This window comes from Paraburkholderia lebeckiae (assembly GCF_050436225.1).
Classification (GTDB): Bacteria; Pseudomonadota; Gammaproteobacteria; order Burkholderiales; family Burkholderiaceae; genus Paraburkholderia; species Paraburkholderia tuberum.
Map to the genome: position 1 here is coordinate 3,665,988 of NZ_JBNDLU010000002.1, position 19,475 is coordinate 3,685,462.

Annotated in this window: 21 protein-coding genes and 2 tRNA genes; 7 read left to right on the plus strand and 16 right to left on the minus strand. The window is 60.3% G+C overall.

Annotated features, from left to right (window positions below):
* Positions 1–31: 31 nt before the first annotated feature.
* Both OKW45_RS31480 and OKW45_RS31485 read right to left on the minus strand, forming a co-directional pair.
* On the minus strand, positions 32–403 hold the full coding sequence (locus tag OKW45_RS31480) for a hypothetical protein (protein ID WP_429472889.1): 372 nt from the start codon (positions 401–403) through the stop codon (positions 32–34).
* Between the two features lie 12 nt (positions 404–415).
* Positions 416–489 (minus strand) — tRNA-Thr (locus OKW45_RS31485).
* Between the two features lie 447 nt (positions 490–936).
* Between OKW45_RS31485 and OKW45_RS31490 the strand changes: the two genes are divergently transcribed.
* Positions 937–2,280 (plus strand): hypothetical protein, encoded by a 1,344-nt coding sequence (locus OKW45_RS31490; protein ID WP_429472890.1) that lies wholly within the window; start codon positions 937–939, stop codon positions 2,278–2,280.
* Between the two features lie 322 nt (positions 2,281–2,602).
* On the opposite strand, the gene OKW45_RS31495 is transcribed toward OKW45_RS31490, so the two are convergent.
* Both OKW45_RS31495 and OKW45_RS31500 read right to left on the minus strand, forming a co-directional pair.
* Positions 2,603–3,559 carry a tyrosine-type recombinase/integrase gene (locus OKW45_RS31495; RefSeq protein WP_429472891.1) on the minus strand — a complete coding sequence of 319 codons (957 nt, stop codon included), beginning with the start codon at positions 3,557–3,559 and terminating at the stop codon, positions 2,603–2,605.
* The gene (locus OKW45_RS31500) at positions 3,556–3,945 is read right to left on the minus strand and encodes a hypothetical protein (protein WP_429472892.1); all 390 of its coding nucleotides are present in this window, start codon (positions 3,943–3,945) and stop codon (positions 3,556–3,558) included. The genes OKW45_RS31495 and OKW45_RS31500 overlap by 4 nt, the downstream gene beginning before the upstream one ends.
* A 290-nt stretch (positions 3,946–4,235) precedes the next feature.
* Here OKW45_RS31500 and OKW45_RS31505 point away from each other — a divergent pair, with 290 nt between their 5' ends.
* Complete coding sequence (locus OKW45_RS31505; RefSeq protein WP_429472893.1) at positions 4,236–5,252, plus strand: hypothetical protein; 1,017 nt, start codon at positions 4,236–4,238, stop codon at positions 5,250–5,252.
* Between the two features lie 286 nt (positions 5,253–5,538).
* On the opposite strand, the gene OKW45_RS31510 is transcribed toward OKW45_RS31505, so the two are convergent.
* The 4 genes from OKW45_RS31510 to OKW45_RS31525 all read right to left on the minus strand — a co-directional run bounded on the left by OKW45_RS31510 (position 5,539) and on the right by OKW45_RS31525 (position 7,699).
* The gene (locus OKW45_RS31510) at positions 5,539–5,826 is read right to left on the minus strand and encodes a hypothetical protein (RefSeq protein ID WP_429472894.1); all 288 of its coding nucleotides are present in this window, start codon (positions 5,824–5,826) and stop codon (positions 5,539–5,541) included.
* Between the two features lie 131 nt (positions 5,827–5,957).
* Positions 5,958–6,230: a hypothetical protein gene (locus OKW45_RS31515; protein ID WP_429472895.1), complete on the minus strand. Its 273-nt coding sequence runs from the start codon at positions 6,228–6,230 to the stop codon at positions 5,958–5,960.
* A gap of 319 nt (positions 6,231–6,549) precedes the next feature.
* The gene (locus OKW45_RS31520) at positions 6,550–7,206 is read right to left on the minus strand and encodes an HAD family hydrolase (RefSeq protein ID WP_429472896.1); all 657 of its coding nucleotides are present in this window, start codon (positions 7,204–7,206) and stop codon (positions 6,550–6,552) included.
* A gap of 67 nt (positions 7,207–7,273) precedes the next feature.
* On the minus strand, positions 7,274–7,699 hold the full coding sequence (locus OKW45_RS31525; RefSeq protein ID WP_429472897.1) for a hypothetical protein: 426 nt from the start codon (positions 7,697–7,699) through the stop codon (positions 7,274–7,276).
* An 838-nt stretch (positions 7,700–8,537) separates the two neighbouring features.
* Between OKW45_RS31525 and OKW45_RS31530 the strand changes: the two genes are divergently transcribed.
* Positions 8,538–9,506 (plus strand): hypothetical protein, encoded by a 969-nt coding sequence (locus tag OKW45_RS31530; protein ID WP_429472898.1) that lies wholly within the window; start codon positions 8,538–8,540, stop codon positions 9,504–9,506.
* Positions 9,507–9,848: 342 nt separating this feature from the next.
* Here OKW45_RS31530 and OKW45_RS31535 read toward each other — a convergent pair whose 3' ends face one another.
* The 6 genes from OKW45_RS31535 to OKW45_RS31560 form a co-directional block, all read right to left on the minus strand.
* The gene (locus tag OKW45_RS31535) at positions 9,849–10,775 is read right to left on the minus strand and encodes a replication initiator protein A (protein ID WP_429472899.1); all 927 of its coding nucleotides are present in this window, start codon (positions 10,773–10,775) and stop codon (positions 9,849–9,851) included.
* 572 nt (positions 10,776–11,347) lie between these two features.
* Positions 11,348–11,423: transfer RNA gene (locus OKW45_RS31540), tRNA-Ala, on the minus strand.
* Positions 11,424–11,485: 62 nt separating this feature from the next.
* A complete protein-coding gene (locus tag OKW45_RS31545) occupies positions 11,486–11,839 on the minus strand; it encodes a c-type cytochrome (protein ID WP_018419165.1) in 354 nt (117 codons plus the stop codon).
* A complete protein-coding gene (locus OKW45_RS31550; RefSeq protein WP_018419164.1) occupies positions 11,839–12,630 on the minus strand; it encodes a BON domain-containing protein in 792 nt (263 codons plus the stop codon). Before OKW45_RS31550 ends, OKW45_RS31545 begins: the two co-directional genes overlap by 1 nt.
* Before the next feature lie 26 nt (positions 12,631–12,656).
* Positions 12,657–13,244: a phosphoheptose isomerase gene (locus OKW45_RS31555; protein WP_429472900.1), complete on the minus strand. Its 588-nt coding sequence runs from the start codon at positions 13,242–13,244 to the stop codon at positions 12,657–12,659.
* Positions 13,245–13,386: 142 nt separating this feature from the next.
* Positions 13,387–13,809: a YraN family protein gene (locus OKW45_RS31560; RefSeq protein WP_429473396.1), complete on the minus strand. Its 423-nt coding sequence runs from the start codon at positions 13,807–13,809 to the stop codon at positions 13,387–13,389.
* A gap of 88 nt (positions 13,810–13,897) precedes the next feature.
* Here OKW45_RS31560 and rsmI point away from each other — a divergent pair, with 88 nt between their 5' ends.
* Positions 13,898–14,782, plus strand: a complete 885-nt coding sequence (gene rsmI / locus OKW45_RS31565) for a 16S rRNA (cytidine(1402)-2'-O)-methyltransferase (protein ID WP_429472901.1) — start codon at positions 13,898–13,900, stop codon at positions 14,780–14,782.
* A 120-nt stretch (positions 14,783–14,902) separates the two neighbouring features.
* Here rsmI and OKW45_RS31570 read toward each other — a convergent pair whose 3' ends face one another.
* Positions 14,903–15,508, minus strand: a complete 606-nt coding sequence (locus tag OKW45_RS31570; protein ID WP_429472902.1) for a septal ring lytic transglycosylase RlpA family protein — start codon at positions 15,506–15,508, stop codon at positions 14,903–14,905.
* 650 nt (positions 15,509–16,158) lie between these two features.
* Here OKW45_RS31570 and OKW45_RS31575 point away from each other — a divergent pair.
* From OKW45_RS31575 to OKW45_RS31585, 3 genes are all read left to right on the plus strand, one after another.
* A complete protein-coding gene (locus OKW45_RS31575; RefSeq protein ID WP_429472903.1) occupies positions 16,159–16,803 on the plus strand; it encodes an MBL fold metallo-hydrolase in 645 nt (214 codons plus the stop codon).
* Entirely contained in the window at positions 16,800–17,432 is a 633-nt protein-coding gene (locus OKW45_RS31580; protein WP_018419158.1) for a 3'-5' exonuclease family protein, read from the plus strand. Before OKW45_RS31575 ends, OKW45_RS31580 begins: the two co-directional genes overlap by 4 nt.
* Before the next feature lie 90 nt (positions 17,433–17,522).
* Positions 17,523–17,981: an Lrp/AsnC family transcriptional regulator gene (locus OKW45_RS31585; RefSeq protein ID WP_012431468.1), complete on the plus strand. Its 459-nt coding sequence runs from the start codon at positions 17,523–17,525 to the stop codon at positions 17,979–17,981.
* Between the two features lie 63 nt (positions 17,982–18,044).
* Here the strand turns inward: OKW45_RS31585 and OKW45_RS31590 are convergent, their stop codons facing one another.
* The gene (locus OKW45_RS31590; RefSeq protein WP_429472904.1) at positions 18,045–19,328 is read right to left on the minus strand and encodes a cation diffusion facilitator family transporter; all 1,284 of its coding nucleotides are present in this window, start codon (positions 19,326–19,328) and stop codon (positions 18,045–18,047) included.
* Between the last annotated feature and the right edge of the window lie 147 nt (positions 19,329–19,475).

Below are 19,475 nucleotides of genomic sequence, written 5' to 3' on the forward strand. Positions count from 1 at the left end.
GCCGATGATAACCAACGGTAAATGGACAAGCTTAACGGCTTGGAGGCGTACGTGTGCTCGATCCGGCCGGACTATCCGGCGTGGGCTCACTAGCTTGCTGCGCTTTGCGTATGTTGCGGTCTAGCCGCCGGGCCTCCTTCTCCAGTGCGTCAATCTGCCGGAGGAATGGGCGCATCTCATCCAGCAGTCGGGCTTCCCGCTCCTGAAGCTGCGGGATCACGTGCGTGTAATCCCACTCGTATTGTTTCAGTGCGAGCCGCGTATCAGACCACGCACGATCAATCGGGCGCAGGTTGGCCCGCAGCTCGCGCAGTTCCTGCCAGATGGCTTTCTGCCGTCGCTGGTCGGCCTTGATACGGGCCATCCGCGACAATTCTTCAGCCAGTTCGGGGCTTATGGTCATGGACCGTGTTTGATGTAGGAAAAGATAGTCGAACTCCCGACGTCGGCGTTACGCACGCCGCGCTCTCCCATCCGAGCTATCCCCCGATCAGGCGCGGCGAGTGTAATCGTAATCCATCCCGTGCCCGATCTAGGAATGACAGTTTTTCCTAGTGCACCCGCAGAGCTTTTTGCAGCAGAGATGTGTGCGGGTTCGAGTCCCGCACACCCAAAAGTAGCGCATCTGATTGACTTTCTTCGGCCGGCACCCCGTGCAGGCAAGCTAGGCCGGTGCTAACGGGGTTGACGTAACGGTTCATCTACCGCCAAAAAGAAAAACCGCCCCGCGATCACCGACGGGGACCGCCCGCCGTCAGACGCAGTCCGGCTAGGAGGAGTAGTTCAAGAATAGAATCTGAGCGGCTCTTTGGGGCTGGGCGCGGCCGTTCGAGCGTCTCGCAACGAAACTTTCGTGGACACCTGCGAAGCAGTTGCCCGACCGACGTTCACGTGTGTCGGTGGGCTTTTAACTTTCACCAAATCGATACTGCATCTATGACGAGACGCGCTGCCGGATATCTGATCCAATTCGACGAGGAACGCCGCGGCTTCCTCCTGAGGGAGGTGCGCGACCTGACGCAAGGTTTTTCAGATGCTCTTAGTAGCGACGATTGGCCAATTCGGCAATGGGAAGTTTGTGGCCTCCTTTTTGCGCCGGGCGAGATCACTCACTGGGCACTCGCAAGAAAGGGAAAACGCGTCGCTACAGGCAAAGTTCGAATTGAGTTTACTGAGGTCAGCCCCACAAGCATTCGCATCGCCGACGTGGCCGAAAGAATGGGACCGTCAATCCAGAAAAATATCATTAGCAGCCGCTCGGGAACGGGCGGGGCGGTGCCGTCAGGAACCTGGCAGAAACTCAAAACGGTCATAGGTCAAGTCAGCGCTGAATCGCTCCAGATCATCGAGCGCTTGGAGCGCTTGAGGGATCAGAGCACCGAACATATCAACCGACCAGGCACGGTGATAGTGGCGCAGCAGCGGGACGCCGTGGGGCTGGCGCTGGATGTGTTTGACCAAACGGGGAGGTTGCGCAAAGCGTCACTCCAAGGATGGACTGCACCCGATGGCGATCATTTGACTTCGTTCCTTGATGGTTTAGCAGGTATAAGAACAATAGAAGATCAGCTGATTGCTCACGACGCAGCAAAGTTCCCCGGCACGGACTCGGCTCGGCACACCTCAATTGGAGCCGTCTTTGCCTCTGGCAATCGCAAGCTTGAAGTGTTCAATGTGAACCGAACCGCGATAGAGCATGCGCTCGGCGTAGACCTGCTATACCTCAATGAGCCCTTCGAGGCTTGGACAATGGTCCAATATAAGTGCATGGAACGTGCAAAAGACACTCCAGAGGCTTCAGCAGTTTATCGCCCGGACGAACGTTTTGATGCGGAATTGGCTCGTATGATCGAATTCCGCAATACAACGGAGGACCAATGGCAAATCGCCGACGGAAAAAGTATGTACAGGCTTTCCGGAGACGGTTTTTTCTTCAAGCTATGCTCGCGCACACAGTTAGAAGTGTTGTCAGAGGCACTGCTCCCGGGCATGTATCTCGCACGCGAGCACGTTCAAGCTGTATTGGCCGATCCTGCAGCATTGGGTCCCCGAGGCGGCCGCCAAATCACGTTCGAAAACACCGCGCGCCACCTGAGCAACACTCTTTTCGCTGAGCTTCTTCGGGATGGGTGGATCGGCACGCGTGGAGTTAGCTCGGCTCAGGTAGCGGATATTGTCCGCACCAGTCTAAGTTCAGGTAGAGCGGTCGTCGTTGCTCGCGCCAGGCCAGTGGGAGCGCCTGCGAATCCTATGCGAACGCTTGCGGAGCTAGATCTTTAAGCAAGGGGTCTGCTAAAAGTTCTGTGTGGCAATCTCAGCGCAATAATAAGCGCGGCCAGATGACCATTTCGGATGTCCATTAGACTTTTCAAAGCCTTAATCGCGATCTGTCACGAGTTGACTAAAAACTGATCGTTCCCTCGACGCCATTGGCTTGCCTTTTTCCATCGGCTGTTTCTAGCTGCGGATTCAACCGGTTGATTCCACAGCCCAGAGCGGACATTAGCTCTCCTGGCGTTGATATCTGCTCCGGGGTCGGTCAGCGACATTCGAGCCGCGCCTGGCGTGCGTATAAATACCCCTTTGCCGCGGGGCCTCGCCGTTAAACACGGATCCGCTCAACCTCGTCCAGACTGATTTCGTCGTGTCGCCGGTCGTATAGCTGCGTGGTGCGCGTCGACGCATGGTTCGCCATCGCCGCGGCGTTCTCGAGCGTGCCCCCATTCTTCAGGTAGGCGGTGATACCGGTCGCGCGGAACGTATGGTTGCCGATCGCCGTGCCAATGCCGGCCGCGAGCGCGCGCCGGCGCACCATCGCATACGCGTTCGCCTGTGGCAACGGGGTGCTGCTGAGCCGCCCGGTGCCGCGCGCCACCGTGCGAAAGAGCGGTCCTTTCGGTTCACCGGCGATACCGGTGCCCTCTAGGTACGCGTGCAGATATGCTTCCAGCGTGTGGTGACAGGGCATCTCGTGCCGCCTACCACCCTTTTCACGAAGGCGCACCCACAGGCGCCGCTGCTGCACGTAGACGTCCTCCACGCGCATCGCCAGCGCCGCGCCCACCCGCGCGAATGAAAACACCATGAGCGCGATCAGCGCGCGGTCCCGCAGGCCAATGGGTGTGCTCACATCAATGCTGTCGAGCAACTGCCGCGCCTCGGTGGGGTCCAGCACGGGCGTGGCACCGGTGCGGGCCGAGTGAGCAGGGCCGCGCACTGAGGCGGCCGGGTTGTGCGGGATGATCTGGCCGGTCACCAGCCAGTCGAACAGGTGGCGGATCGCCGCGAGCCGCTGCTTGACGGTCGGCGCCGACAGCGCCTGCGTCTGCAGTTCGATCCAGGCGGCCACATGGAGTGGCTGTACGGAGGTGATTGAGGTCACGCCGGCGCCGGCGCACCACGTGAGGAAATCCCCCGCCGCGCGCGCATAGGCTCGGCGCGTGTGTGGGTTGCGGATGGCCGACGCGAAGAACTCCAGAAAACGCACCCCGGCGCGATCACCGGCGGCGGTCACGAGCACAGGAACAGCCGGCGAGGTTAGCGACAAGGCATGATTCATGGCAGTGGTCCGAAAAGACGCTCCAGCACGTCATCCAGCGACGCAAGCGGCGTAAAGGCGCTACGCGGGACAGTCCGTTGGCCAAGTCGCGGCAGTTTCATGCCTTCCGCATTGGCCTTCGTGTGGGTCGCGATCTTCAACGTCCGGAGGTCCGGCAGTGGCTGGCCGGGCGAATTACCGAACCACAGGAAGGAGTGGAAATCCAGCGCATCGGTGACCACGATCCAGAGGATGCAGCCGCTGGGCTTGTCCATCAGCTTCAGACTCGCCGTGACGCTCGCCCGTTTGCCACCGGCCACCATCACCTTGAACTGGATGTGGCGAACAGTGGGGCCGTAGCTCATCACGAGGTCATAGCCGCCCGCGTCGAACTCGGAGCGCAGCACCTCGAGCGGGCAGGGTTAGCCGACGTGCCCCCCTCACTCTGTCGCCGCCTGATAGGATCAAGCGCCGCATTCCCAAATTCATATCCACACCCCCGCTTCGCGGGCGGTTGAGATAGCCCCCCTCAACCGCGCACGTCCGTGGGCGTGAGCCGTGGCCAGTGCAAGCCGGGAAAAAACAGTTTTGCAGAGCCGGGGGTTCGCCGAGGCTCGCGCCCCTAAAACCCTATCGCACTTTGTTCAGCCGGTACAAAATGCTGTCTTTGGCGTCTGCAAGGTAAATTGGCCCGATCGTGAATACCTTTAAAATCAATTACATAGAAGAATTTCTAGATTCGGCCGAGAATGTACCGATCTACAGGCTATTGGGTAAAGCTTCTTACGACCGCGTCGAGGAACTGCTTCTTCCCGATCGCGGGAAATATGACCACCTGTATTTCACAGCCAAGTTCACTGGAAACGCGATCCGGCGTTGGCGTGTAAATTCGATCGATCGAACACCCAGCACCGCTACCGCTCCGGCGTCATGCAACATTGTGCTCAAAGCCTACAATGGGCCTGTCGAAACCTATCTGGAAACCACGCTAAGCAAGGGCGGGAAAATCAGCGCCCTTATGAAACCGGGCACGCTGGTTGAAGTTGACTATGGATTTATTCCCGCATTAGTTAGATACAATGGCGCTTCAAGTTTGGATAGTTCCAACACCGACGCACTGCTAAAGGGCGAGATGCATAAGCGCCGCCTTGCTATTGTTGTAAGGGCAAGCAGTAAAGCCGTGCAGGTTATTCCGGTAACGTCCAAAGAACCGGGCGCTGGCGATAAGACCTGCTTCGAGATTTCGGCCGATAGCTTGAAAAATCTGGTTAGATACTCCACATCTGGAAGTCAGAGCTGGGCGCTTTGCAGCATGGTCGATTCTGTTTCCACGAGTCGCGTGTTACCGGCCGAAACGTTCAACAGCAAAGGTGGAAGCGGGCGCTCGACCCTTTATCCCGAGGGCTTATCACGGGACGAAAGAATCTCAATGATTTCTTGTCTCGCGCATTTTATCGGACTCTCAAACTATGAAGAGCTTCGCACCGTTGCCGAGGAGCTAAAGGATCTAAAAGCGAAGCAAAAGCGGAATGAGAAGAAAGTCGCAGCTATGGAAAAGGAAGCAGCTTACAGGCAAGCTATGCATGACGTGGCCTCAGACATGGCCAAAGACTGCAAGCGCGACCTAAAAGCGATGATTCAGGAGCGAATCGAGTTCAATGCTGAACTTGCCGCGCTTGAAGGGGCCAACGCGACAGAAGGCGTAGCTGGCTAACCTGTTGCTCAAAGTTACCTTAAGGTATAGAATGGCAATTGGTGGGGATGTGCTGGAGCAGTACCAGCCCCTTGCGACGGGCCGACCGAGTCTATGACCCCTAGGCTTTACTGTGGAAACAAAGATCTTAGGAAAAACCGCCTTCTAGGCGGTTTTTTTTGCTCTCGCCGATCCTGCCTCTACCGCGAGCCGAGCGGCCGCCGAAACACCTGCATATCTTTCCGACCGCCGCCGCGATCCGCGAAGCATAGGTACAAGTGCAGTCCTCGTACAGCCGCAGATGACCTTACCCGGACCGCGCTTTCCGTACCTTGCGGTCCAGCTTTCTCACCTGTTTCTCAAGCGCCTCGATCTTGTCGAGATAGGGCCCTAGCTGATCCATAATTCGGGCCTCCCGTTCCTTTAGCTGCTTGACCGCGAACGCGTAATCCCGCTCGTACCTCTGTCTAGCGACCCGCGTATCGGACCATGCACGGTTAAGGGGCTCGCTCTCTTTTCTCAGCTTACGCAACTCGCGGATAGCGGCCTTCAGTTCTGCCTCGTCTGCCAATTCGGCGGCCAGCTCGGGATTCATTAAGGGCCTTTTCGCACGCACGGCTTGGTTGCTTGCTGAACTCGTTCACAGCTCAAGAGCGTCTTCAATCCAGAGCCAAAGTATGCGAAAACGCCGTCGCGTTTCATATCGCACCTTTCAGCAGAGCAGAGCTACATTCCTAGGATCTTGCCGACCGCCCCATTAAACTCGCGAGTAGCGTTTTCGACCGCAGTGTCGCCCTTGTCGCCTAAGTCGTCCGAGTTCGCGTCGAAAACTCCTTGCAGCGTCAGGTACGCTGAGATGATCTTATCTTGCCGGCCACCTCCGGCGCAGGCATACACGGCCTCCCCCAGTGCTTCCATGAAGTAACCCCGTCTTCCGCCTGTCAGGCGATCAGAGTCGTCTTCCAAGTCTTCCACCTTGAACGCTTCAATATCTGCCATGCTTTCCCTCCGGCGGGTTGGTAGAGCGTCGTTGGATATTGCGCACGATAGCAGGCATACGGAATGTCGTGTCAGCGTCGACAAGCAGCTACGCGGCCCGTTACACTCACCGAAGCACCCTGATCCAAACAGGCGCGGTCATGAGCACCAAAGCGACGAAAAAGTTGAAGTTGGCCAGCCTTCCCGTGCAATGCGATCCGGGCGGGCCCGTTGACGGCAACGGGCAGCCCGACGTGCCACGGGGTGGCCCGGAACCGGATATTCCCGCGAGTCCCGCATGCATGCCGCCACTTGAGCAGCTGCGTGGCTCGGTGGTGCGTTACGACAATCCGACCGATCCGGTGTGGCCCGTTGACCAGGAGCACGACTGAGGGCGAAGTGCCGGCAAGATGCCTTCCAGTGTGTGGATGGTCGCGGCGACCTTCGGACGGCTCCCCCTTCCGCGCCGGTCCAAGTGCATGGCATTGAGGCCGCTCGCCAGTGCACCGGCATAGTCGTCGGCGAGCGTGTCTCCAACCATTAGCGCCCCGCTCGGCGCCACGTCGAGCTGTTCACAGACCCAAGAAAAAATACGCGGATCAGGCTTCAGCCAACCGACCTCGAACGACCATGCGCAGGCATCCGGCACGAACGGCAACAGCCGTAACAACGGTCTGGCGTACGGCGCGGCCAGATTGGAGACAATGCCGATCCTGACGCCCGACGCGCGCAGGCCCTCCAGAACCCCGATGACTTCGGGATACAAGTGAATACTGGCCAGCTCGGCGGCAAGTTCCTCCTCCAGCGTAGCCAGATCCACATTCTTCACCCGCAGTTGATCCGCCGCCTCGCCCAGCGAGAGCGGCTGGGTCATGATCATTTCACGCGCGCGTCGGCGGTCCGGATGAAACCGGGCGAGCCGGGCAAACGGGCGACGTTTGATGCGGATGTCGCAGAGTGTCCCGAAGGCGTCGAAGAGAATGGCGTTGACAGTCATGGCGTGCTTACCCCATCAATGGCCCTACCGGCGACAGCAGCAGCGCAGTCGCCCACTATTCGTCACGTCAATCCTCGCCTGTGGCGACATCGTCAACCCGGACGGCAAACACCGCCCGGCGCTTCCGGCCTACAAACTCCTTCGCGAACGATTCAAGGAATCCACTATATCGGCGTGAGCCCACCATGGCGGCCGCGTCCTTGTCAAAGATTTCGGGGGTGGTCTGAAACATGAAGCGGATGAGTTGATCCACTTGGCCGATCACCAGCTGCACATCGTCCCCCACGCGAGCGGTCTCGGTCAGCGTACGCATCATGGTCGCCGCCAGGCGCTGCTCCATTTCGCGTAGTTCGTCCAGGATCGACTCATCGGCGAAGTATCGCTCGAGGGCTACCGTGAGCACCGCCGAAACAGACGTCGACCGAGCCTCCGCGGCCTCCTTTAGATGTGCTTTCAGATGCGAATCGAGACGTACGGTCAAGTGCTCCTTCATGTGTTCTCCATGTGTCACAATATTCCCGAGCTTGGTCGCAATGTAACACACCAGAACCCTTGCTCTAATTGGGTTTCCACGCCGAAATGGGAAATTACGTAATACACTCTTTATGTTCCACTCGCCTTGATTTTCGGGGTTTGATTCAGAATTGCGGGTGTAAATCCGGCACGGCACAGAGGCGAGAGGGTACAAACGAGGACAGAAAGGGGACAACGTCGAGAAAGAGTCTGCGCGATCAGGCTATTGCTCCGAAGGTGCGCGCGCGAGGTGCACTCCGTGTGCGTTTCGTGGGCAGCCCGTGTGCATACCGAATGACCGTGTGCAATCGGAGTGCGTAGCGTGTGGCGGGCGTGTGCACGCGGTGTGCAAGTCTGCATCACACAAAAATGTCCAACACCGAATGTGCCTACCGATCCTCAAGGCTGTGGTCGGGCTTGCATGTGCGCCATACGGTCATGCAAAGGACGTCAGATACGCCAAAAAAAAGTTGCTTATCGCGGTCCCTAGGACTGCTGCATGCATTTGATCTACGTTGATCGATGTCACTTCGAAAGGATCGAGCGCGGCGACAACGACCGTTGAGCTCGTCGGCTGAAGTTTGTGGAATGCGCTTGCTATGACGGCGAAGGCAACAACTTCCACTGAGATCGAGGCTACGCGGTGAGCTTCACGCGCTTGGCGGGTGTATATGATCGGCGGCTGCCTAACGAGATAAAATTTCTGGCGAAAGGGCTCAGCTTTCATAACTACGGGGCAGCATCCTCATATGACAGATGATATTCGGACATCTTCGACGGAAGAGAAACGGCGAGACCGTATCAGGACAGTCGTTCTGATGCATGAGTTGATGAGAAGGACAGGCTCAGCAAATCCGAATCAGTTTGCGCAGTGGTTTGATGATGCAACTGCGTCGTGGACATGCGAGGAATTGCAAGAACACGGGCCCGACGAAAAGATTAAACAGGTCACGGCAACAAAGGATCAAAAGAAATGGTATCGAATCGCTAGAGGACAGCAGGCGCTTTCAGAAAGAGCGTTGGGGCAGCTGACAAGGCTGTTTCCTGACGCGCGACAATATTTCGTCGAAGGACCGGACTTGTTGTGGAAGGCACTCTGGGGGCCTGTTCATCGCCTTTGGGACGTCTGCGCCTGTATTGCTTACGATGTTCCTTTCGTGCCAAATTCCGAGAGCGACGACGGTCTGCCGGTGATCGTTACGACGTACGCCGGTCCTGATTTTAAGCTCGACGAGTCTTTATATAACTTCGAACGCGGCCTACTTGCGTGGGAAGATCATCCCTACGATCGCGAATTTCAACTGTTTGACTTGTCTAATTCGATCGCGTTCTACAGGCTACATCAAGCGCTCAACGCATTAGCCCAGATCGACGGTGTTGGCGCGTATAGGTGTGTTCGCATGTGCATGGACGCCCGGGAACTATGGGACCAGTTTGTCGCCTTGAGCACCTTCAGCACGTTTTGCGTGTTTGAGGCGATCAACAACGAACTCACTGAGATAGAAATTCGCCGCCTGAAGAATGAGCCATCGTATCGCAAATCAGTCGGCATTGACGTAGACGACATTGAAGAGTATTCGAAGTGGCCGACCACCTTTTGCACTAGCCAACAGAGAATGGAAATCTTGCAAGTCCCACCGTGGTCGCCGTTTCAGCCGCGCAAACCTGAAAAGATCGCGCCGCGAAATCTGTCAGTTAGCGTCCGAGATTCTCACGAGTGCCGGGAAGCTCCCACCCAGACAACACCGGATCTGCGATTCGATTATTCACACCCTGTGAAGCCCTGACACGTTAAAGATTATAAAAGTTAAAAAAACGCGCGCGCGCGTTACGGATCCGTAAATCGCCTTGAACACCCCAGACGGCGGGCCTTCGGTAACTCGCCCGGTGGGTGAAAACACGAGGTCCCTGTGGGCGAAAACACGTGCCTATCCACAGAAAAACGTGGGTGATAACACGTGTCTCAGGACGACGCGCCCCTACTTGGTGGGCGATAACACGTGTCCTAGGACGACGCGCCCTACTTGGTGGGTGATATACGGGTCTTAGGACGACGTGCCCCTTCCTGATGGGTGATAACACGTGTCCAGCGACGACGTGCCCGTACATGGTGGGTGATAACACGTGTCCTAGGACGATTCGCCTCTACTTGGTGGGCGAAACCACGATGTCTGCAGCTCCGAAAGCTTCGTAACGGCCCGGGTCATTTTGCGATGATCCTTCGTGTACATCGTGACCGTGTCGTTTTGAGCTAACAACAGCCGGTATTCTGGCAAAGAGTCAGCAATCATCACCTCACGAACCATGCGCCGAAACTCATTCAGCGTCGCCTTGCTACCGGTTTTCTGTCGCAGCAGCTCTAAGCCGATCAGTGCGGCCGGCTGGCGCCCGCAATGCTTCCGCGCCAGTTCGTAAAGACGGCGCTCGAGGGGCCTTCTCAGGCGAAAGTAGTCCTTATGCAGCGTGAACACTTCAAACGACTGGATAGCGTTGAATAGCCAGATCGACAACGTGATTTCCACGGCTGTCACCATGGCTGGCCGCTTCTCACTGGCTACTGTCCTCCAACCATCGATGAGCCCGAACCCTTCATCGATCTGAATTCCCCCCGTTGAGATGTTGGTTGTCACGGTGGTGCCCTGCAACCGCCTCAGAGACAGCTTGAGCGCCCTGTAGTCGGCGCCGCTTGCCCCACGGCCAGTAGTCTTGAAAAAATCATATGCCGCGAAGCGAACCGTTCGATATTTCGCGTCTGGCAGCTGGAGGTCCGCTGCCGCGGTAAGCTGCGAGGTCGCGTAGATGAGGACATCTTTATCATGTTGCGTCGCACGTCCAAGAACGCTCGGTGTGACAGTTATCCGACGTTTGCCGTCTTGACTAGTCCATTGCTCGATCGCAAGGTCAGGTCGTGTAGAAAGCGAAAAGATCGGCACTTCCATGCTCGTCGCATCGGCTTTCAGAGCAAATCCAAGGAGATCGGCGAGAAAAAAATCGCCGTGGCATCGCGGCCTCGTCAATTTCCCGCTCCGATCGACTGCGTCCTGAGGCTGGTCCAAATCCTAGGCCCTCGCCGCGGGCTGCGAATCCGCCTGCGTTGCCTCGGAAAGTCGCTTCTTTCTTGCGAGTTCTTCGGCCTTTGTGGGGCGGCCGCGCCGCGCAGCCTCAACCGGCGCCGGCGCCTTGCGCGAAGCACCGTCGACTAAGACGTGGCTTGCCAGCCACTGCTCGACATCTTCGACTCGCCACAAAAGCCGCTTCGTACCTGGAATTCGGCATATTGGAGGAAGTGCAGCTGGATTGCGGGTAGCGTCGCTGCGAATGCTGGCAACACTTTTTCGCAGGTATTCAGATAGCTGATCGACGGTTAGAAGCGCTTGCATGTTGGCCGGGTGGGCCAAGGCGAATCATGCACTTGGCCGCAATGGGTTGCGAATGCATGCAAGGTTCGTCGGTTCAACCGTTGCGATCACGGTATTTTCCGAACAAATTTTTTCCACCTCGTCCCCGCGTCGTGCAGGGCAACGGAGCCGCCACAAATTTGCCACACCCGGTATGCAAAAACCTGCGACGATAAGCAAAACAACGCACTACATCGCAAGACGTAGTGCGTTGTTTCTAAAGAAAAACTTGGTGGAGAGGAGGAGGATCGAACTCCCGACCTTCGCATTGCGAACGCGACGCTCTCCCAGCTGAGCTACCCCCCCAACAAAAATAATTCTAGCACAGCCATTTTCCCTTTTGCCAAGCCTCCAGCCCCGGGAAAACCTCATCTGGACGGCGCGCCCGCGAGCACCCAGTCGACGACCGCGCGGATATCCGCATCGCTCATCGATTGATGGGCCGGCATTGGAATCATGCCCCATACGCCGGAGCCGCCGTCCTTCACCTTGCGCGCGAGTTTGGCCGGCGCCTGCGCGTCGCCCTTGTACTTCGCGGCGATTTGCTGGAACGACGGACCAACCAGCTTGCGATCGACGGCGTGACAGCCCATGCATGCATTCGCAGCGGCGATCTGCTGGCCGCGCGGCTCCTCGGCCGCGCGAGCACCTGACGTTATCGTGCCGGCGAGCGCGCCCACCGCCAACGCGAACACGAAACCCGCACGCGTCATACCGCGCATCAAGGCACCGCCTTCGGATTACCCGGCCGCACCGACGTCGACGAGTTGACAGGCGCAGGCGCCTGCTGATCGAGCGGACGCGCGCTCACCGACGAATCGGGAATCGCGCCGACCGTCGGCTCGCTGACTTCGGGCTGCGAGGCGGCCACCGGCGCCGTCGCACCGGCGGCCGCAGCAGCTTCGGCTTCCTGCGGCTGGATGTACTGGAACACCTTGACCACCTGCACGACGCCCGGCACGCGGCTCGTGACGTCGGCGCCGATATTGCCCTCATTCATCGTGACGAGGCCCATCAGATAGACGTTGCCGCGCTCGGCCACGACCTTGAAGTTGTTCGCCGAAATGTTCTTCTCGGCGATCAGAGCGGTCTTCACGCGCGTTTCGAGGTAGGTGTCGTTGGTGCGCGACGAGAACGAACTCGCCGGCGTGATCGCCAGTTCATTGACGATCGTATTCACGTTGGTCATGTTCCGCACGATGCTCTCGGCGCGCTGCTTGGACGCCTCGCCCGCGACCTCGCCGGTCAGCAGCACGCGGCGGTTGAACACCGTGACGTTGACGTGCGCGGAGTCCGGCAGATTCTGGCTGATCTGCGACAGCGCCTTCACCTGAATCTCGCGATCCTCGGTCTGCGCGCCGAGCGTGCGGCGGTCGGTCGCCATCAGCGCGCCGCCGCCCGCCGCGGCCCCGACCGCGAGAAAACAGCCTTGCAGCGTGGCCGACAGGCCCGCCGCGACCCCGACCACGAGCACGGTTCTCACCAGTGTCTTCTTGATGCGGAAAACGCTCATCAACTAGCTCTCCTTCGAAATCAGTCTCAGTCTTCGCCGAGCAACATGGCATCGATGCCGTCGCACAGGCAATGGATGGTCAACAGGTGCACTTCCTGGACGCGCGCCGTGCGGTCGGACGGCACGCATACGTGGATGTCGGTGTCGCTCAGCACGTCCTGTGCGCGTCCGCCGCCCTTGCCGGTCAGCGCAACGACGATCATTTCGCGCTCATGCGCGGCTTCGATCGCGGCGAGCACGTTCGCGGAATTGCCGGATGTGGTGATCGCGAGCAGCACGTCGCCGGGCTGACCGAGCGCCCAGACCTGTTTCGCGTAGATCTGTTCGAACGAATAGTCGTTGGCGATCGCGGTGAGCACGGAGGTGTCGGTGCTGAGCGCAATGGCCGGCAGACCTGGCCGCTCGCGCTCGAAGCGGCCAATCAGCTCGGCCGCGAAATGCTGCGCGTCGGCGGCCGAACCGCCGTTGCCGCACGCGAGGATGCGATTGCCGTTCGCGAGCGCGGCGAACATCGTGTCGATCGCGGCGGCGATCGGCATCGACAGGGTTTCGAGGGCTTCGAGTTTGACTGCCGCGCTGTCGCGGAAGTGTTGTTGGATGCGTTCGACTGACATCGAGTCTCTATCTTGTACCGCGAATGGACCGCACTGCGCGGCCGTGTTGTGAAGTCATACTGCCTGGCTGTGGCCGCCGATGAGCTCGCGCGGCACGCGAGCGCAAGTTTATCGCACTCACGCGCGTTGTCTGCGCTGTCGGTCAGACTTCGTCGGCGCGAAACGCATCGCGCAACCACACGAGCCTGCCGCTCTCGAACGCGACGACGTCGAAACGGCACGCGGGTTCGTCGCGCGGGCCACGGTTCGTCGTGGCGCGCGTCGCGAGATAGTGCCGCGCCGCTCGCACGATGCGCTGTCTCTTCTGCCAACCGACGCTCGCAGCGGCACCGCCATAATGCCGCTGCGCACGCGCGCGAACTTCGACGAACACCAGCGCGCCGTCACGATCACTCATCACGAGATCGATCTCGCCGCCCCGACATGTGACGTTGCGCGCCACGAAGCGCAGACGCTGGCGCTGCAAATACTCTCGCGCGCGTGCTTCGAAAGCCGCGCCGACGGATTTGGACTGGTGAGCGGCGGAAAAGTTGTGGGCGGTTTTTGGACCGGCGTTTATGGGCATCTTTTGCGCAGTCTTCTGCACGGCCTGCTCGCGCAAGCCCACATGGCACAATGTCGGCCTCGTTCCGTCTGTTTGTGTCTTCCGTGTCATGACTCCTCTCTCCGAACTCGCGCAAGGGCAGCAGTACCCCGCCGCCGCGCTGTATGTGGTGGCCACGCCGATCGGCAACATCGCCGACATCACGCTGCGCGCGCTGCACGTGCTCGGACTCGCGGATCGCATCGCCGCCGAGGACACCCGCAACACCGGTCAGCTGCTCGCGCGCTACGGCATCTCGAAGCCGCTCGTCGCCGTGCATCAGCACAACGAGCGCACCGCCGCGCAGCGCGTGATCGAGTATCTGCAGGCCGGCGAGCGCGTGGCCTACGTGTCCGACGCGGGCACGCCGGGCATCTCGGACCCCGGCGCCAAGCTCGTCGATGCCGTGCGCGAGGCCGGCTTCGTGGTGGTCCCGCTGCCCGGCGCGAGTGCGCTCGCCACCGCGCTCAGCGCGTCCGGCGACTGGGTCGCGACGTTCTCATTCCTCGGCTTCCTCCCGCCGAAGCCGAAGGCGCGCGCCGCCGCCTTGCAGACGCTCGCGCAACATCCTCATGCGATGGTGTTCTACGAAGCGCCGCACCGGATCGTCGAGACGGTGCAGGCGCTCGCAGATGCGTTTGGCGGCACACGCCGTCTGCTGATCGCGCGGGAACTGACGAAGTTACACGAAGCCCTGCACCAGGGCACCCTGGCCGAAGGGCCAACGTGGCTCGCTGCCGACGCGAACCGGCAGCGTGGCGAATTCGTGCTGGTGGTCGAAGGCGCGGCACCCGAAGCGGCCGGCGAGCACGATCACGACGCGCTGCTCGGCATCCTGCTGGAAGAATTGACGGTGAGTAGCGCGGCGAAGGTCGCGGCGGCGCTCACGGGCGCATCGCGCAACGTGTTGTACGCGCGCGCGCTGGCGCTGAAGGAAGACAAGCCCGAAACGTGAGGGTCGGGCCCGGCGGGTAAAAGGCTGACGGCAACAGAAAAGGGCCGCATGTCGCGGCCCTTCGATTTTCTGCAGACGGTTGGTTCAGCCGACGCGGCATCATCGCCACGGAGCGTCACATCACTTGTTCGAGTCCGAGTTCGACGCAAGCGTCTCGTTCAGCTCGGCGCGCGCTTCCTGCTGCGTGAGCCCTTCGATCTTGACCCGCGCGGTGCCGGCGTGGCGCATGTCGAGCATGGCGGCGGCCGCCATCGACAGGTCGATCACGCGGCCGCGGGCGTACGGGCCGCGGTCGTTGATCCGTACGATCACCGAGCGCGAATTGGCCGGATTGGTCACGCGCACGTACGAGCCGAGCGGCAGCGTGCGATGCGCGGCCGTCAGGGCATGCATGTCGTAACGCTCGCCATTGGCGGTGCGGCGACCGTGGAAGAAGCGTCCGTACCACGACGCGCGTCCGATCTGATGGAAGTCTGCGACGTCGACGCCGTCGTCGGTTAGCGGCTGCGCGTCAGCCAGCGGCGACGCGGGCGCGTTCGACGCGCTCGGGCTCGAGGCCGGCGCGCTACTGAACGATTGCGGTCCGAAAGAGCTCAGGTGCGCGTTCTTTGTACTCTGCGGCGTGTCGTTCGCGGACGTATCGCGCGCGCCCGGAGGCGTGGCACAGCCGGCCAGTACAAAAAAGGCAAAAAGAGTCCCTAGACCACGGGTTAGCCGAGTTTTCATAAGACGTGCAATCACATTGTCGAGCCGCGTCACCCGCGAAACTGCTGGGTATGTTGCTTGCGGCTCCGGCGGTAGGGACGACAACGCGCCGCGCGAAAAAGCGCAGTACATCAAAGCCCGGATACGGCTCACTCAGCCGCTACCGCTCGGTTAATTTTCACGTCTGGCGCAACCTGTCCCCGGCAGCCTGACCAGACCCCACATGCCGCCAACTGAACGTGGCAATGACACGTTCTTGCGCGCGCAACTCAGCGCGCAGGAACGGCGGCGTAGGCCCCACCCAGCGTCACGGAGATTAATTCCGTAGCAGGCGCGCGGCGCCTGGCTGGATAAGACGTGTGCATCGAACGCATCGATACTGGATGGCCGTCGGCACTCCGACAGCCCTTACTTGAACGGCGAGCGGCATTCCCTTTTTGTGGGAACGCATCGCCTTGTGGCAGCACAATTCCTAGTGCATGGAGTCCATTATACCCAAAACTTTTTTTTGGGATGGTGAGCTGCTCAAAAACTTGATCAATCTTCACATTTATCGCAAAAATGGACTTACGAAAGACCGGGACGGGCCGTGAGCCGGCCTGGTCGCATGGGCGGCGGAGGCTGTCGCGAGGCCCGGTACAATCAACGTTTTTCCAGCGCGTCGTCCAGCCATGAAAGTCACCCTGATCCCCGTCACGCCGTTCCAGCAGAACTGCTCGCTACTCGTTTGCGAGGCCACCGGGCGCGCTGCCGTCGTCGATCCGGGCGGCGACCTTGACATGATCCAGCGCGAGATCGCGCGGCAGAACGTGACCGTCGAGAAGGTCTTGCTGACCCACGGCCACATCGATCATTGCGCCGGCGCGAAGACACTCGCCAGCCACCACGGCGTGCCGATCGAAGGTCCGCATCCCGACGAGCGCTTCTGGCTCGACAAGCTGCCGGACCAGAGCACGCGCTTCGGCTTCCCGGCCGCCGACGCCTTCGAGCCGGACCGCTGGCTACAAGACGGCGACACCGTGCAATTCGGCGACGAATCCTTCGAGGTCTACCATTGCCCCGGCCACACGCCGGGCCACGTGGTGTTCTTCAGCCGCGCGCACCGGCTCGCGCTGGTTGGCGACGTGCTGTTCGCCGGCTCGATCGGCCGCACGGATTTCCCGCGCGGCAATCATGCTGACCTGACCCGCTCGATCCGCGACAAACTCTGGCCGCTCGGCGACGACGTCACGTTCGTGCCCGGCCACGGCCCGACCTCGACGTTCGGCGCCGAGCGCCGCACGAATCCCTACGTCGCAGACGGAGTGGGCGCATGAGCAGCGAAATCTATGTGAGTACCGACGTCGAAGCGGACGGCCCGATCCCCGGCCCGCATTCGATGCTGAGCTTCGCATCCGCCGCATACACCGAAGACAAGCAGCTGATCGCGACGTTCTCGGCGAATCTCGAACTGCTCGAAGGCGCAGCGCCGCATCCTGTGCAGGCAGCGTGGTGGAAGACCCAGCCGGAAGCGTGGGCGGCCTGCCGCCAGGACTTGCAGAAGCCCGAGGCGGCCCTGACCGCCTATGTCGAATGGGTCGAGGCGCTGCCGGGCAAGCCGGTGTTCGTCGCGATGCCGGCCGGCTTCGACTTCACCTACATGTTCTGGTACATGATGCGCTTCGTCGACCGCTGCCCGTTCTCCTGGTCGGCGCTCGACATCAAGACGCTCGCGTTCGCGATGACTGGCCTGCCGTACCGCAAGAACATCAAGCCGCGCTTTCCGAAGCACTGGTTCGACGAGCATCCGCACACGCACATCGCGCTCGACGACGCGATCGAGCAGGGTGCCCTCTTTTGCAACATGCTGAAGGACTTGCGCGCGCGTCAGCCTGAGCTGCCGGGGGACGCTAAGGATGATGGGGACGGCTCAGGGCAAAACGCCGCTCCCGACCCGGTAAATTAGGCAATCTCGCTCGCGAGAGCCGTTTTACATTGCGTTTCGTTTTCGCGCCCTCTACCATGCGTTGATACGGCGACGCTAACGGAGGCGCAGTTGACACTCGATACGTTCTCACAGAAGATCCTGCGCCTACTGCAGCTCGACGCACGTCGTTCCGTGCAGGAAATCTCCGACCAGGTCGGGCTGTCGAGCACGCCATGCTGGCGGCGCATCAAGGACATGGAACAGTCGGGCGTGATCCAGCGCTACACGGCGCTGCTCGATCGCGAAAAACTCGGCTTGCATGTGTGCGCGCTCGCGCATATCCATCTGACGCGCCACACCGAAGGCGGCGTCGAGCAGTTCGAGCGGGAAATCGCCACCTGCCCCGAAGTGACCGAGTGCTACAGCACGACCGGTGAATCCGATTACATCCTGAAGATCGTCGCGCCGGACATCAAGGCGTACGACAGCTTCCTGCACGAACGCATTTTCAAGATTCCAGCCGTCGCGCAGGTGCGGACGAGCGTCGTGCTGCGCGAAATCAAGTTCGATACGCAGTTGCCGTTGTGACGCATGCCGCCGCTGCGGGCGGCATGAAGGTTCGTGGTATCGGGTGTCCGAAACTCATCGGACTCAGGCGGCGTTGTGAGGCTCCGTGGCGATTGACCGACCGCCGGGAGCGACGCCAGTCTTGAGTTCCGCCGCCGAACCGCCTTGCGCGGCCGAGATATCCCGTTGCAGAAGCACCTCTAGCTTGCGCGCGCCGAGACGACGCTTGAGCGCCTCCAGATCGACGCGCCCAAGCGACTGCGCCTCGCTTTCCAGCAGACGCGCGGCCTCTGGGCCGTCTGCAGCGCGCCCTTCAACGGACGCCGCCGCCGGTAACACCACCTCCACGTCGAGCCCGGTGCTCAGGTAGTGCAGATTTATCGCAGCGGCCTGCAAGCCCCAGGCCGCCAGCGCCGCGTCGACCTCGGCAGTCACGCGCTCCCGCGGCGGCAGATCGACCGGTGGATGCGCGAGCGCATCGTTTTCCGGATCGACGTGGATCAGCGCGTCGAGCACGCGCTTGTCGGTCAGCACACGCAGACGCGCCGACTCCGCGATGTAATGCCCTTCCGATACCGAAATCATTGGATCGACCAGAATGTGCGCGTCGACGAGCGCGAAATCGCCCATCTTGCGCGTACGCATTTCGTGCACGTCACGCACGCCAGGGGTGGCCATCAGCAATGCGCGCATGTCGGCCGCGGCGGTTTCGTCGAGCGCGCGGTCCGACAGATCCTGCAGCGCGTCCCAACCGAAGGTCCAGCCCATGCGCGCGACCATGAAGCCGACGATTGCCGCTGCGATCGGGTCGAGCAACCGCAAGCCGGCGAGACTGCCGATCACGCCGATCCCCACCACCAGCGACGACGCCGCGTCCGAGCGCGCGTGCCATGCGTTCGCGATCAGCATCGCGGAACGCACGCGCTTCGCCTCGCGCAGCATGTAGCGAAACAGCGCTTCCTTGCAGACCAGCACGAGCGCCGCGACCGCGAGCGCGCTCATGTGCACGGCGGGAATATTTTGCAGGTCGGCGAGCCGCGTACCGGCGCGCCACAACATGCCGACGCCGACCGAGATCAGCAGCGCGCCGAGAAATAACGACGCCACCGTCTCATAACGGCTATGCCCGTAATTGTGATCCGCGTCGGGCTTGGCCCCGCTGTGCCGATTGGCAATCAGCACGACAAAATCGGAAATAAGATCGGCAAGAGAATGGATACCGTCGGCAACTAGCGCCTGCGAATGCGCGATCGTGCCGATGGCGATTTGCAGCGTCATCAACACGCTATTGAGCGCAATACTCGCAAAAGTACTTTTGCGCGCAACGCGTTGTTTCTCGGTGGTTTGGGCGATCGCGGCGGACTGCATGCTGAAGAGGCAAAAAGGTCTATTGTTGTTATTGTACCCGCCGCGAATCGCGCGCGCAGGGAAAATCGGAAAAAACCTTTTTAAATCAATTGTTTATCTAAACGAAAAGCATTCGCGTTCCAGTCGCCTTAAGCGCATGTGACAAAA